The organism is Paenibacillus wuxiensis (genome assembly GCF_040195695.1).
GTDB classification, from domain to species: Bacteria; Bacillota; Bacilli; order Paenibacillales; family Paenibacillaceae; genus Paenibacillus_B; species Paenibacillus_B suaedae.
Window position 1 is genome coordinate 83,811 of record NZ_JBEFZI010000014.1, and the last position, 15,560, is coordinate 99,370.

Below are 15,560 nucleotides of genomic sequence, written 5' to 3' on the forward strand. Positions count from 1 at the left end.
TATGGAATACACAATACACTTCCTGCATACTACAAGTTTACCTTGTAACCAACGGCTGTGAAGCTGAACAAATGAAAAGACACATTGATATCAAATTCCAACTCAATCGACTGCGGCTGGAACTTCAACATATAGGTCACCACGTAAGGAGTTTCGATATAAAATAGCTTCGCTTGCAGAGTACATTCATTCAGCCAAAATGCATACACAACGACTTCCTGCAGCGGCATGGATAGATCTTTGTGAAATACAGCCTTCGTACGCATCGGCTGCGCTACGTTTATAGGTAAAGCAATATCCCGTTCATCTCCATACAACAAATGAAGCTGCATCGTCTCATCCTGAGCATCGAAGCGGATTTGCTTCAATCCACTAGCATTCGGTTGCATGACGTACACATGCTGATGTAGTTCCGGTAATTCTAGTAGTTCCAGCACTTGCTGCACATGCTGTAACCTTACTGCGTTTCGCGCTTCTCTATGTAACGGAATCATCCAAGACCAAGGCTCAACGGGAGGCCACTGACTGTTATGATCAATACTTGATGGATTGCCCTCTTGCTGCACATCTTCATGCGAATGCTCCCGAGTATCACCAATGCTGTCAACTTCGTCAAGGAGATGTTCATAAATGAGATTCAGAAGTGTCTGCAGCATATCCATAGTCGGATAGCTAGCTGTCGCAGCAATGACAATCCCATCCTTCGGAGAGACGAAGCATAACTGACCGAATGCCCCGTCTGCTCGGAAGCAGCCGTCTCGACAGCGATGGAACTGATAGCCATAGCCCTGAGCCCAATCGATTCGATTGGTTCCTTTGCGATTATCGCTTTGCTCGCTTGTCGCCATCTGGATATATTGCTCTGACACGATGCGCTTTCCCTTGAACATGCCCTTGTTCAGCAGCATCTGACCGAATGCCGCTACGTCACTCGTCGTTAGACTCAGCCCCATCCCCCCAGCAGTAACTCCCATCGGACAGGTTTCCCATACAGGTCTAGCGATGCCTAACGGCTCGAATAATCGAGGCATGAGAAAGTCTACTAGATTCTGCCCCGTTACCCGCTCCAATATGGCAGACAGCATATAGGTCGAATGTGTACTATATTGAAATTGAGTACCCGGCTCATGATCCACCTCTTGTGCTAGAAATGCCTTGATCCAGTCCTGTTCCTTAGCCACAACAGGGTAGATATCACCCTCATGACCTGCTGTCATAGATAGCAGATGATGGATCGTCATCGCGGATAGTTTGTCGGATACTCGCTCTGGCAGCCGCTCGGGAAAGAATGAAATGACCAGATCGTCCAGACGAATGAGTCCCATGTCCCATGCAATACCAACCGCAATAGAGGTCACACTTTTGCTTACGGAATACAACAGTTGCGGGCAATCCTTGCGATACGGCTCGCGCCAGAACTCTGCAATCGTAGAACCATGGTGACACACGATCAAACTATGAACCGGAAGTTCGCATTGCTCGATCTGATTGAAAAATTGCTGGATACTCGCGGATTTCCCCCGATATCCAGCAGAACAGTCGCTTCTCGTACTCAAGCAAGATTCACCCACTTTGCCCACAATTCCTGCGGGTTCAGCTCGTAGATCTCCTTTTCTCGGAATAAAAATTGATGCATAATGAACTCCCGACGAATCGTTGCGAAGTCCTCATGGTAGGCCTTAATGTATTCGTTGATTTCCTTCTCGCTATATCTGCGTCCCGCCTCCAGATTAGTCACCATATGCTCCAGGATGATAAGCTTCTTCTTCAACTGTGACGGGATATTTTTGAGCTTGCCCTCTTTCGAGAAGAAATTTCGAATCACCGAATCCCTCAAACGCTGCTGATCCTCATTCAACATCCCTATACCTCCATCAGCTCCGCGGTAAATAAGATTGATAGCCGCAGCAGCATTATTCTTTAGAAAATAATCATTTAATGAAAAATAAATCGTGTTCTTCTCTCTTCGTTCGTTGATAAGGCTCGCTTCGCGAAGCTTGGCCGCATGATGAGTAATCGTGGCAGGAGTAACCGACAGCTTCTCCGCTAACACCTGACCATTCCGCTCACCTTCCGCAAGCAAGATGAGCATCTTGACACGTGTTGGATCTGCCAACGCCTTATGATAGGCAACTACCTTGTCTAACTGCATACAGGCATTCACTCCTCCTCGGATTAGGTAAGTAATGATGCGTGCGGTAATCGCAGAACATGCACGAATTAAACAATAATCTAATTAGATAATCACCTAATTAGATAAATGTTAAAACAGATAATACACAATCGAGGGATATATTGTCAACCCAGTTTTTGTATACTATAGTGAAAAGGAGCAGAACAACCTGCCAGCACGAAATTACTACTTACAGAGAGAGGTAACGAATGGAGCATACTACGACTGAATTGCAGATTCGTCATTTTCAACAAGAGGACATGCCATTATTAGGGGAGTTATATCAATCCGTTACGTCGCGTCCGAACGCGATATTTTGGTGGGTTGGTGAAGAAGCGAATTGGAGCAACGTGTATTGTGCCTTTGAGCATGGCAAGATGGTTGCCAAGGGGCAAGTCGGCATCATTAATATTGTACCGCCCGGTCGCGCTCAAGAGAACAAGCATGCCATTTACGTTAATATCAAAGCGATCCCAGAACGTGAGCATGACTATGTATTACTTGCCCGCATTTATGAGCTGCTGTACGCAAGAGCCGTTGAATTGAAGGCAACACTTCCTGCCGAATACGGAACGAGACTCTGTGTTGGTAATGATTCAACTGAAGAGGTGAACAGTCAATTCTTCCTGCAGCGTGGTTTCCGTCATCTGATTAGTCTATATCGTATGAAAAGAATGATAGAAGCACCTATCCCAGAATTGCAACTGCCTGAAGGTTATCAATTTTCTCATTGGAATTTGGATACGGATGAAGAAGCTCATGCCTATCTGGATATCGACACAGAAATTTGGCCAGATAATCCGCTTGGATTGGAAAGACTGAATGAATACAGGCAGTACCCGCTCTGGAATTCAATGGTTGTCCGCCAAGGGGATACCGTCGTAGCCGGTCTATTGATATGGAAAGAAGATGATTATGCCCAAATCGAAAATGTATTCGTTCGCGAGCAATGGCGTGGACAGGGCCTTGCGAAGTTCCTGCTTGCTCAAGCACTCCAATATGCGAAGTCTCATGACATACCACGTGCGAGCCTTGAGGTATTAACCGATAATCGAACAGCATTGCAATTGTATGAGTCGCTCGGATTTGAGCAGAAAGCAGAAGAAATTCGATATTGCATAGAGTTGTGATATTGGGGTCGCATTCTGTGCCATTTTTATAATTTATGTACATAAAAATCCCCGTAGAGTGGCTCGTTTATACCCATTCTACGGGGATTTGAGAGAATTGCTCAACTTCTACTCTCCTCTAGCATATTCATGATCTCCTCTACTACGATTTCAGGTTCATCATGATGAATGTAATGTCTGCTCTGATTGGCTATTCGAATCTTGCTTGACGTCGACAATCGCTGAAACTCGGATTGCAGCTTTTGTTCTACTTCTAATATTTCCATGTGAGGCCATCCTTCATGGTACTCATCGGGCAACCCTCTTATGATAATAGAGAGTGGAATGTCATATAGTTGTACATGTTCGGCAATTTGCTCATAGCTTCGTATCTTGTCGATTCGCTCACTATTCTGCAATGGGTTCAACAGATATTCCCTATTTTCCGCAATCCGTTCTTTCGGAAGCACCTTTTCGTATGCCAACTCTTTGTATTCAGGCGCTGCATCTACCAGCACGATTCCACATATGTCTTGCGGATAAAGGCCTGCATATAATCTAGCGACTAAGCCGCCGAAGGAATGCCCCACCAATACATAAGGAGGTTCTACGTTAAGCACTTGCAGCAATTCGGAAAGTTCTTCGACTAAACAACGACATGTTCGTGTTCCTGATACGGATTGGCTTCTGCCAATACCTGCTCTATCATAAGACAAGGTCGACGCTGCTTCTGATATTCGATTCTGCACGATCTCCCATGTCTCACTGCTATCACCTAATCCGGCAATAAAAATGACGCTCGGCGGTTCGCGAATATTTACTATATAACTTTACATTGTCGCATACATGATAGGCTTCCATATATCTATCGCGCTCTTCACTCCTACCTTCCATCATGTCCATCCCCTTCTTTCGATGAATTCGCATTTTCAAAATTATTGACTTCATAAAAATATTACAGAATCAAACGATCTGATTATTAATGGAGTGCCTGTAATGAATGTAGCAATAGGTGATGATGATGTCAGCCAAAAACAGGATTAGGCTGGAACAATTATCTCACTAATTGCCCAGCCTAATCTAATTGTTATTCAATTGTAATACGACGTAACCTTACATATCAAACCAACGCAATTCGCCGCCCTTGAGCTCCAATTCGAAGCTCTTTCCATTCGCGTACACAGTCGTGTTGCGCGGCTCTGCCGTGTTATTGACAACGCAATACGTACCTGTTTCTGGATAGACATGGATTTCCGTATGGGCATCCGAACTAAACCAATTGTGCAATTCGTGATCCTTGCTGCATGACCATAATATTGCACGATGCAGCAAGCGGGCGTTCTCCGCACTATACGGCAGTCCACCGATATAGACAGATCGGCCGCCGAAGTAATTATTAACTGCAAACTGCACTTCTTTATCCTTACAAGCTAAAATATCAGCGCTCGTTGCGTATACATTTTTCTTGCCTTCACCGAAGTTAATGTCACCATTCATATCGGCGGTAATAAAGTGAGACGGCTTTTCGTCCCAATTATATTTATCGTAGCCGAGGGTAAAGCCGCGCTCCAGTTCTACGCCAAGAGCATCGCCCAGCTGGAAGAAACGACCTTGATGTTGAACCGCAGAAGGTTCACCTACCCCGATAAAGCCGCCTCCGCCAGCAATAAATGCACGGATTTGCTCAACAATATACGGGTCTTTCCAGTTTTCACCGCCGGTATGTGCGGTGTCAGCGTCACCGACATTAATAATGACATCGATATCATTTAGCAGCTGCGGCTGCTCACGAATGTCGTCAAAGCTAATGAACGATACATCAAAAGGAGCTCCGCTCAAAATTTCAATAATGCCCGCATAGCTGTAGTTTTGTTTCTGGTACAACGCATGATGCACCATATGGCAGCCCCAAGAGCGCATTTTCCCCCAGCAGTTCAGTACAGCAACTTTAGCTAAGCACATCGGCTTCGTGCGTGCCTTCTCATATAAATCGCGGAATTCATCGGCAACTTGTGTTACATAATCCACAAAGTCTGGGAAGTCCAGCGCCAGCTTCAAGTAACCGCCATAGCCAATGCGATCTACAGGCTTACGCAAAATAGCTCGTCTTGCCGTTAACCAGTTCTCTTGGGCTTCTGCCGTTGGATTCCCGCCGGGATGGAACGTATCCGGGAAGAAGTATGGCAAGAAGCGCCCTTCTGTATATTTCACCCCAGGAATGTCGCTAATTAGACGCAGTGTTGAACCATTGCCGACGCTGCCCACGACTGCATCCAGCCCAATGGTTTTAAACTCATCCATATAAGGCTCAGTGCCAATAAAATGATCCCCTAAGAACATCATCGCTTCGCGACCTTCTTCATGGGTAATATCAACGAGTTCCTTAGCGAGCCCCGCCACTTCGCGACGTTGGAAGGCCATAAAGTCCAAGTATTGTTGGGACGGAATCCGATACTGGTTGTTGTAGTACCCTTCGTCAATAATGTATTCCGGACGGAACTTATAGCCAACTTCACGCTCGAACTGTTCGAGAATATAAGGGCTGACGCTCGCGGAATAGCCGTACCAGTCCACATATTTCTCCCGACGCAGTTCATCGAATATGAGCGTGAACTGATGGAAGAACGTCGTGAACCGTACTACATTTACATAAGGCTTGTCCCGCAAAAATTCACGAAGTCTGCCTTTGGAGTATTCCCGTGTCTTAGGCTGACGTACGTCAAACGTAATTTGTCGTTCGAAATCCTTCCAATCATTAACGACAGCATTGTACATATGAACGGGATCCCAAATCAGATAGGTTAAGAAGCTCACGCTATACTCATGATAAGGTGTTGTATTCGTAATCATTACACAGCCGCTAGCTTCATCATAGCTCCAGAGATTCGTAGGTACGACCTCGCCAGTGGTACGATCGATAACTTCCCACCAACGGTAAATATCATCGCGGTTGTTGACTTGCAATAAGTCTTCGCTGATTCCCTCTAACAGACGAATGGAAAGTTCAGCGCCTGTGGCAGGAACAAATTTCGTTGAAATATAGCATTGCTGTACTTCATCTGGGTTTGCCTTCGCCCAATTGTTGTCTTTGCGGGTTGTATAGTAAGTAGCGTATACTTTCGCTCCACATTCTGCTAGCTCTTGCGGGAAAGTTGTGCCGTCTGCATCGCGCACAGCATCAGCACCCCACAACTCCATCGTTTTCAGCGTTTCTCCTACGACATCAAGGTCGGTAGGGATGGTGAGGCGCCCTCTGCCTTGTCTGTTCTGGTTCTGCTCTCCCATTTGAAACATGCTCCTTCCACATAACTGATTGTTGATACCATCATACTCAGCGAGAAGGAGAGACCCAAGGACGGATTATGACCTTCCACGGGTAAAATTTTGACCTTTGCTTAAAAAATGGCTACGTTTAAATAGATGTTGAAAATTAATATATTAATAGAAAACACATAGTATAATTAAGCCATATATATAGGTTTGGAGGTATTATATGGAAATTCCATTTCTTTGACTTCATTCAAAACTAATTAGTTTAATGGTGTTGCAACTAAATAAATCAGCAATGATTTAATTTCATGGAGGATAAATTATAATGATAAAAAAAATTTTGAAAATAGAAAATATTCCAGCGATTTTGTGGGGTGACAAATCAGATAAGTTATTTGTGGTGGTGCATGGTAACATGTCAAACAAGGCAGATGACTCGATTATTGTATTTGCAGAAGAAGCAACAGCAACAGGTTATCAAGTACTTAGTTTTGATTTACCTCAACATGGTGATCGTAAGGATGATACTTACCTTTGCAACGTTCAGAACTGTGTTCAAGACCTTCATACAATTATGACCTATGCAAAATCGTTATCAAATCATATAAGCCTTTTTGCTTGTAGCATGGGAGCGTATTTTAGTCTATTAGCATATAGCCATGAGCCGTTGAAGCAGTGCTTGTTTCTCTCTCCTGTGGTAAATATGGAACGTATTATAAATAATATGATGACATGGTTTAACGTAAGTGAGAGTAGATTAAAAATAGAGAAAGAAATTTCTACACCTATTGGACAAACTCTCTACTGGGACTACTACTGTTATGTGAAAGAACATCCTATTGTTGCTTGGAATATTCCAACTTCCATTCTCTATGGTTCAGAAGATAACGTATGTGAGTTTGACGTTGTATCTGAATTTAATAAACGTTTTAACTGTAATTTGCAAGTAATGGAGAATGGAGAACACTATTTCCATACTGAGGAACAGTTGCAGGTTTTCAGACAATGGCTGAAAAAACATATATACGAATAACCTATTCGAGATTTGGGGAGGTACTCCTTTTACTATGTCTGATAGGTAACCGTCCGTACCCGATAATTCTTAAGTTTCCACATCATTTTTGTATTCTAGTTTTCAACTAAAAGGCCGAGCTAATTGACTATTAGAAGTCATTAGCTCGGCCTTTGTTGCCTTTTTATATCTCTTTATCTCTATTTTTCTATTCTAACTGACCAAGATCGATATTATTCAAATCCATGTTAGCTTCATCTTCAGCCTGATTTGCAGCCTCTGTTGATACTACTTTTCCTTCGTATTCAAGGTTACCGCTTGTCAAATTGAATACATATAGACGATTACCTTTGAAATTCTTATGACCCACAATATAGAGATAGTCTTGTTTAAAATCATAGGTAATGTTTCTACTTAAATCTATATTTGTATTCTTCAGAGTAGTCTTATATTCTTTACTCACGAGATCATAAGAAATAACAGTAAATCCTATATTTCCCTTACTCGATACAGCTTTTTGCAGGAAATAAATTTTCTGTCCATAGGCATTCATAATATTATTCAATAACATTTCATGCCCTTGGAACGCGAGCGGCGAGATTTGCCCTGTTTTAACATCCACTTGATATGCCTTTTTATGATTATCTTTACTAACACTTAAAATCCATTGATCCGTGTGATCCAGATCTTGATTGGCTAACCTTACGAATTGATCATCCCCATTTGCTGCTACAGATTTAGCTCCTGGTAACGCGAGCGGCTCATTCGTAATCTCCTTTGTTGTTAGATTAACACGGATAATCTGCGGTTCAGATACATAACCTTTGGCACTGTGATTCAAAGACACCATTGCAACAAGCTGTTGATCAACAAGCTGTACATTTTCTACAAAGATATCTGAAACATCATGATCTACATTGATATCGGATCTGATTTCCTGCGTATTGTCCTTCTGCTTGTTAAGCACAGAAATACTGAGCTTAGCATTTTTCTTCGCTGATGGATCATTTGATTGCTGCTTATCTACGGTACAATTCACATAAGCAAGTATATTCTGATTTTCATAGAACCCAGCTAAGTTGTTCTTCCCACGCATGAACTGACGATGCTGATCCACCCATTTATCCAATTGCGTTTTCACTGGTCTTCGGTTGAACCTTTGGCTTATCGTTAACTTTTTATCTGTATAATCTGTACCATTTGTCGTGATATAAGCTGATTCGATGCCAAAAACACTGTCCTTACTCATGTAATTTCCGTATAAAGCTATACCTTCAACGAGAGAAGCATCCCCTTGAACCATCGTCAGCTTATAATTAGGTCGTGTCTCTTGTGAAGCCTGTACATAATACGTCCCGATTGTAATAACCGCGAACACTACAAGAATGGCGTTAACCATATATTTTCTCATTCCTTAACCTCCTAACCCTTCAATTATACCGATATTTTCTTACGCAATAGATACAAGCTGTACCAAAGCGAACCTCCAGCAACGATCACTATTAATCCGAGACAAGCACCTATGATTTCTCCTGGATAGAAGTAGCTATCGTATCTGCTATAACCCATAAGATAGGGTATTGAGGCTAATCCAGCTAGAACCGCTAAGTATAGTACGATAAAGCCGATCCCTTTCAGTCTGTAGCTCCGCTCCATTAGAATCGCTGTGAACAAGACGATCAAGCCCGTAATGACCAGTCCATAGTATAGGACAAATTCAGAAAAGTTGGGCGGAACCAGAACTTTAAGCACAGTAGGATGCTTCAAATAATCAAATACCGAGATGTTTCGATATAATTCAGCAGGAAGAATCGACTGTGCTATCAAATTCTCCAGTGGAACAAGGACAATTTGCAGGGCGACAAATCCAAAGGCGAATAGCAAGATCGTAACCAGCTTGGCAAAATACAAATTCGCACGATTGGACGGCAACGTGAGCAGGCGATATACTACCGTATTTTTACCTCTCCAGTCACGGTACCAGATGAAGCAGCTATATATTAGCAGCACTGTTATGCTCAAAAATATGGGTCCGAAATATAGAAGTTTATTATAGTGATCATACACCGTACTGTTTAGCTGAATATATCCAGTCACATTGTGATATTGCTCAAGGGTCCATTGATTCACTCTCATTGCCTCATTCGCAGAATCCAGCCAATGATTAGCACCGATGGCGACTGCTGCAAGTTGCAAGGCGGCTGTCAGCACCATGAGTCCAATATATATTTTGGCAAATCGGTTCATTTCAAAATTCAATAGCTTCACAAAAGCTCTCATTTTATGTACACCTCTCTCATTACGTCCGTAATGGACTTACCTTCCTGCTCGCGAACTTCTTCACAGTAGAATTCACGTTCTACCTTCCCGTGCTGTAGCAAGAGCGCTTTATCAATTAAATACTCAATATCGTTAATTTCATGAGTTGTAATAATCACACCACGATCCTCGATCAATTCACTCGTGAACACATCAGCAATTTGCTCGCGGCTGAACATATCAATCCCCGAGAACGGTTCGTCCATTAGGATGTAATCACAATCCAAGGCAAGTCCGAGCAACAAATTTAACTTCGCAGCCATCCCCTTCGACAATGAGGATACGCGATCCGAAGAGCTCAGTTGGAAGAACTTAAGTAATTCCTTTGCACGTTCAGCGTTCCAATTCCGATAAAAGTCAGCCATAAAGCTCAAGCAATCAGCAATTCGCATATTGGAGGGCATCGTTAACGAATCTGGAATGAAAGTAATTTTCTCATACATCACAGGTGTTAGTGATACATTATCGATTAAGACTTCACCTTTGTATGGTGTCAGTCCCATGATGGACTTCAGCACCGTTGACTTCCCGGCACCATTGATTCCGATCAGGCAGGTAATCTCTCCCTTGGCAGCAGTGAAGCTAACGCCATTTAGTACCTTCTTGAATCCATAATTCTTCACCATCTGATTCACTTGGATCATTTTGTGTCACCACCCTCTGGAGATAACTTTCGCTCGGATGTATATTTTGTCTTTATGATATCTACCAGTTCTTCAACTGGAATTTGAATATTCCGAATGGAACTGATAAGTATATCCACTGCACTTTCGATTAATTCAGCACGAATCGAGCTTAGTATTTGCTGATCCTGTGTAATTCGACTCGGTGAATTTCCTTCTGTTACGATCAAACCCTGTTCCTCCATCTCCTTATATGCCTTCTGCGCCGTGTTCGCATTAATCTTCATTACTGATGCCAGTTCACGCCGTGAAGGAATTTTGTCTCCCGCTCCGATTTGCCCTGTAGCAATCTGTTCCTTAAAGTAGCGGACAACTTGAATATATACCGGTTCTCGAACATTAAAGCTGACACCTAATTTTTGTTCTTCTGTCATGCAACCAACTCCATACGGTAAGTGTGTGTACTAAGTGGTTCATACATCTTATGCGTGTACTATACGTGTAATACACTTTTGTGTCAATAGTTTGATTTCGAGCACAGGCGCTACAATAAATAATGAACCAAAAAGAGCTGCACTAGGCAGCCCATACTAAAATGAATCAATTTCATAATGTTTGAACCTAAAAAACTGTAGACTACTCCAATTCAAATTTTATCGTTTTTTTGCTAAACAGCTTGAGCCAGGCACTGTTTGTTTAGGCGATCACTTGCCAGTTTCATACTATTCAAAGGTATATAGTTTCAACATTGTTTTAAAACATCACCAAAAAAAAGATATAGACCTCCCTGTTTGCAACAGGTTAGGTTCTATATCTTTTTTCGATCACTTTACTTCATAGCCATAAGCTTCAATTTGCGTTAGTGCAGGGAACGGCGACGGGTCAGCAGACTTGATTAAGTGCTTTACTGTCAATGACTCTACCTGACGCGGCGTAAGCTTAAAAACCTGCTTGGCATGCGTTTTCGTTAGATGAATCGTCTCACAATCACCATTGGAGAAGCAGACGGTTACTTGCTCCCAATAGTTATCGTGAGGGAAGTCCGCTCGCAGCGTAAGAGCAACGCAGTCAATTTCTACAGTGCGTCCAAATTGCACGCTCATTTCAGCATCATCTTGCTGGTTAATGCCCCACGACTCAAATGGCCATGCCCCGTGACCTGCATTAAAACAATTGCCATTAATGGCATTGCGTGCGGCAAACACGGACTCTCCACGCGTCTCCACATTCGCAATCGCATGCGGATAACAACTGTCATTCTCATGTTGGTCGAACGGATTAAGCGCTACATTTTTGTAACTGGAGATTTCCGCTTCAGTCGCTAGACGCACACTAAGGGCATGGATGTCACCACTATATGATTTCGGATTATAGGAGATTTTCTTCTCTCCAAATGGAATCGTAAGCCGATAGCAAGTTGTCGCTAAATATACGAACGTTTCTGGCATCGTATCATCAAGCTGCAACATTACATATTGATTGGGATGCTCGCTCTTTACAACAATTTGGTCACCCTCTTGATAGGGCTGATGATATACAAGCTGGGCTTGCCCCTGATCAGAAGCAGCTGCCAATACGGTATGATTTGCATCGTGAATTTCAATCGTAAACTGCGTTAGTGGTGTCATAAGATGATCATCTCTTTCTTCCGTTATTTTTGATAGATTTACGAGCACTCGTTCTTATACTCGCTCGGTGTTACGCCCATATACTTCTTGAACACTTTAGAGAAATAGGTACGGTCTGAGTAACCTAGTGTCAGTGCGATCTGTTCCAGCGTATGCCCAGATGTCTTCAACATTTGTGAAGCAATGTTCATCTTATACTGATGTACATAATCCGTGAAATTGCTGCCCGTCATGCGTTTGAAATAGCGTGAGAAGTAACTTGGATTCAAATACAGATATCGCGCAATATCAATGGAAGTAATACTATCAGCTAAATTTTGTTCGATATAATGTTGAATTTGCTGTAACTTAGGTTCATAGCTATTAGCTAGTGTACCTTGCCCTTGTTTCCCCTGTTTATCGCTAGGCATAGCCATCGCGGTTAGTGTGCGTTCCGCTAATGCAAGCACATCAACAAGGGTTCGTGACTGCTCCATATAATTGAAGATCGCTTCATCAAGTCTAACCGAAGCAGCAATCGTCAGCTCGCGTAAGCAGACTTGCAGCTCATGCATGAATGAAGCAGGTTCAATCATCCTTGCTTGAAAATGTTGCTTCATACTCCCGATAATACGTTGTATGCCATCTATATCATGAATAGCTAGCGCCTGCTTCAGTTCAACTTTATAGTTGTCCAACTCCCCTGCAGGCAATTGCAGCCATGTTGATCCTATCGCCTGCTGGCGATCGGCAATCTGCATCGACTCCCCAACATAGAACTCATATTTATGGCGCAATAAGGAGTGATAACAAGTACCCATTTGCTTAAGTTGCAGCTTATCACTTACCGTGACGCTTACCAGCTGCAATTTCATATATTGGGCAACTCGCTCTTTCAATTTTTGCAAATAGCTGTTGAAGTGCAACACGGTGTTATCTGCTAAATTATCGTGATAGTTATACACAATGACAAGATGCTGTTGCTGCAAAAATGGTGTGATCCCTTCAAACTTGCGTGCTAATTCTTCCGCAATATTGTAGACGGCATAGCAAATTAACGATAACGATTGCTGTGAGTAATGTTCATCGTAACTAGCATATTGTACATGCACAAGACTGAGCATATACCAAGGACAGTTCCACCTTACTCCAATGCCAGCAGCATATTTAAGGATTTCGTCAACATTCGTTCGATCAAGCACACTCTGTAGTAAACCTTGTTTGAGCAACTGTTGATTGTAGCTTGAAGGTTGTACACTGACAGACGATGATTGTTTTTTCAGTAAGCGCAGAGACTTATGCAGACTTTGTTGCAACTGCTCTTCTGTTAACTGATCTTTAATTAAATAATCGTCAGCTTGAAGCTTAAGCGCTTGTCTCGCGTAGTTGAAGTCTTCATGACAGGTTAAGAAAATGACGCGCACGTCAGGTTTGAGTTGGCGAAACTGTTCTGCTAACTCAATCCCATTCTTCTGCGGCAAGCCAATATCTGTTATCACAATATCTGGAACGGTCTGCTGAAACAGGTGTACTGCTTTTACGCTGGAATAGGTGGCAGCTACCACTTTCAACTGTAATTGTTCCCAATCAATCATTTGCTGCAATAGTTTAAGCATTGGCACATCATCATCAATAAGCATCACTTTGTATATCACTGGTGGTCCCCCCGCTTGATGTCACTGGAATCTGCATTCGTGCCGTTATACCGTCATACCTGTTAGGAGCAAAAGAAAGCGTAGCCTCTGAACCAAAAGATAGTTTCAAGCGTTGAGCAACATTAACCAATCCGACCCGCTTATAACTAGGATCAGGTTCATCACTGCAACGCAACACACTTTCATTCAGGCGATGCAACAAAGACTCGTCCATACCTGCTCCGTTGTCGGCAACCTCAATGACGATGGTATCCGTGTCCTGATAGACGGAGATCCAAATTTGAGATTGCTGGCGCCCTATATCATTGCCCTCTATTTCTACATCAGTATCGACAAAACCATGTAAAATTGCATTTTCAACTAACGGTTGTAGTAATAACTTTGGAAACTTAAGCAACTGCAATTGCGGCTCTACATCGACTTGCAGTTGGATTGGAATATCACTGCGCATTTGCATAATATCAATGTAGTGACCCATTAACTCACACTCTTCTTGCAGTGTTGCTAGTGCATTGAAATTCATATAGGCACGCAGCAGGCTCATTAAAGAGTCAATCATGCCGCTATGCAGGCGATCTTTCTGCAACATTAGGCTGCACTTAATTGAGTTAAGCGTATTCAACAGAAAGTGGGGACGAATTTGCATAAACAGCGCCTCAAGCTCCAACACTCGTCTCTGCTCCTGTTGCCGTTCCATGTCATGAATGGACTGTTGCAGCTGATCCAACATCAAGTTAATCGTCTTGCTAACCGCTGCTAGCTCATCATCTCCCTTAACTTGCAGCCTAACATCCAGCTTACCGTTGCCAAATTGTCCTGCAACCTGCTGTAATTGCTCAATTGGACGATGCAATCGTTTCGAGATCAGCAGTGCAAACAAAGAGAATATAATGACAAAAAGCATGACTTCAGCAGAACCGATATAAAGCGTCTTTGAAATGATGCCTCTAAACGTGTTGTTGCTCATCTCATACACAAGCTTCCACCCGTTTTTGCTCAGCACGACTTCCGAGCGCATTCGATCGTCCACCTTATTTGAATCGGATGCAAGCAATTGTGTTGAGCCAGCAATCCGGTCACCATGCTCATCCAAGAGAGCAACATCCCATGACTTCACAGCTTGTAATGCTTTTTCGAAATAGGACTGTTCAATTCCAATCAGCAGCACGGCCGTATGCTCTTTACTAACGCGATCATAGATGACACGAGCAATATAATATTTACTAGCTCCCTTGTCCTCGAGGAGTCCTAACCACTGCAGCCTTTCCGGCTGCTGGAAATTAATTTTGCTATACAATTCAGGTAAATGTGGTAGTAGTTTCGCCGGTTCATCATCTCCTGAAGGGATAATAAACTGCTGGCGGTTAATTAAGTACATCTGCGTCTGCCTATTCAACGTTTTTGAATTGATAAGCGAGAATACAGCTTTGATTTGTGAGAAATTCTCATAATCAGCATAACTATTTAATTGCTTCACATCAGCGAAATTACGTAAGCTAGTTTTGAAGCCTTCATCGTTTACAATGAAATGGGAGGCAAATGTAGCATCATCGATTGTTTTGCTAAATTCTGCTCCTATTACGTTCAACATGTTCTCATTCGTTGCATGCAGCTTATCCAGCATCGATTCTTTAATTAGATAAAAAGATTGCGCAGATACAGCAACCATCGGTACGATAATAAATAGCATGAAGGAAAGTAACATTCGTTTATAGTAAGTTAAATGGAACATGAGGTTAGCGTCACTTCCCTTCCTTCAATCCTTCATCATTTCCGTTACTGTTCAAGCCAA

General features: G+C 42.7%; 13 protein-coding genes. 2 read left to right on the top strand and 11 right to left on the bottom strand.

The genetic code is table 11. From position 1 onward, the window contains the following. Positions 1-29 precede the first annotated feature (29 nt). On the bottom strand, positions 30-1,556 hold the full coding sequence (locus tag ABN764_RS26040; RefSeq protein ID WP_446673531.1) for a serine hydrolase domain-containing protein: 1,527 nt from the start codon (positions 1,554-1,556) through the stop codon (positions 30-32). Then, positions 1,553-2,152 carry a DUF2087 domain-containing protein gene (locus ABN764_RS26045; protein ID WP_446673532.1) on the bottom strand — a complete coding sequence of 200 codons (600 nt, stop codon included), beginning with the start codon at positions 2,150-2,152 and terminating at the stop codon, positions 1,553-1,555. Before ABN764_RS26045 ends, ABN764_RS26040 begins: the two co-directional genes overlap by 4 nt. Before the next feature lie 230 nt (positions 2,153-2,382). On the opposite strand from ABN764_RS26045, the gene ABN764_RS26050 reads away from it, so the two are divergent. Then, positions 2,383-3,303, top strand: a complete 921-nt coding sequence (locus tag ABN764_RS26050; protein ID WP_446673533.1) for a GNAT family N-acetyltransferase — start codon at positions 2,383-2,385, stop codon at positions 3,301-3,303. 101 nt (positions 3,304-3,404) lie between these two features. Here the strand turns inward: ABN764_RS26050 and ABN764_RS26055 are convergent, their stop codons facing one another. Next, complete coding sequence (locus tag ABN764_RS26055) at positions 3,405-4,031, bottom strand: alpha/beta fold hydrolase (RefSeq protein ID WP_446673534.1); 627 nt, start codon at positions 4,029-4,031, stop codon at positions 3,405-3,407. 364 nt (positions 4,032-4,395) lie between these two features. Then, positions 4,396-6,567 (bottom strand): 1,3-beta-galactosyl-N-acetylhexosamine phosphorylase, encoded by a 2,172-nt coding sequence (gene gnpA / locus ABN764_RS26060; protein ID WP_446673535.1) that lies wholly within the window; start codon positions 6,565-6,567, stop codon positions 4,396-4,398. A gap of 310 nt (positions 6,568-6,877) precedes the next feature. Between gnpA and ABN764_RS26065 the strand changes: the two genes are divergently transcribed. Continuing rightward, positions 6,878-7,585, top strand: coding sequence for an alpha/beta hydrolase (locus ABN764_RS26065; RefSeq protein ID WP_446673536.1), 708 nt, complete (start codon positions 6,878-6,880; stop codon positions 7,583-7,585). 187 nt (positions 7,586-7,772) lie between these two features. Here ABN764_RS26065 and ABN764_RS26070 read toward each other — a convergent pair whose 3' ends face one another. From ABN764_RS26070 to ABN764_RS26100, 7 genes are all read right to left on the bottom strand, one after another. Beyond that, entirely contained in the window at positions 7,773-8,975 is a 1,203-nt protein-coding gene (locus tag ABN764_RS26070; protein WP_446673537.1) for a hypothetical protein, read from the bottom strand. A gap of 23 nt (positions 8,976-8,998) precedes the next feature. Beyond that, the gene (locus ABN764_RS26075; protein ID WP_446673538.1) at positions 8,999-9,844 is read right to left on the bottom strand and encodes a hypothetical protein; all 846 of its coding nucleotides are present in this window, start codon (positions 9,842-9,844) and stop codon (positions 8,999-9,001) included. Further along, complete coding sequence (locus ABN764_RS26080) at positions 9,841-10,527, bottom strand: ATP-binding cassette domain-containing protein (protein ID WP_446673539.1); 687 nt, start codon at positions 10,525-10,527, stop codon at positions 9,841-9,843. The genes ABN764_RS26075 and ABN764_RS26080 overlap by 4 nt, the downstream gene beginning before the upstream one ends. After that, positions 10,524-10,940, bottom strand: a complete 417-nt coding sequence (locus tag ABN764_RS26085; protein WP_174807822.1) for a GntR family transcriptional regulator — start codon at positions 10,938-10,940, stop codon at positions 10,524-10,526. Before ABN764_RS26085 ends, ABN764_RS26080 begins: the two co-directional genes overlap by 4 nt. 390 nt (positions 10,941-11,330) lie before the next feature. Further along, complete coding sequence (locus ABN764_RS26090) at positions 11,331-12,134, bottom strand: carbohydrate-binding protein (RefSeq protein ID WP_446673540.1); 804 nt, start codon at positions 12,132-12,134, stop codon at positions 11,331-11,333. A gap of 38 nt (positions 12,135-12,172) precedes the next feature. After that, positions 12,173-13,768, bottom strand: a complete 1,596-nt coding sequence (locus tag ABN764_RS26095; protein WP_446673541.1) for a response regulator transcription factor — start codon at positions 13,766-13,768, stop codon at positions 12,173-12,175. Then, positions 13,743-15,500: a sensor histidine kinase gene (locus tag ABN764_RS26100; protein ID WP_446673542.1), complete on the bottom strand. Its 1,758-nt coding sequence runs from the start codon at positions 15,498-15,500 to the stop codon at positions 13,743-13,745. Before ABN764_RS26100 ends, ABN764_RS26095 begins: the two co-directional genes overlap by 26 nt. Positions 15,501-15,560 lie beyond the last annotated feature (60 nt).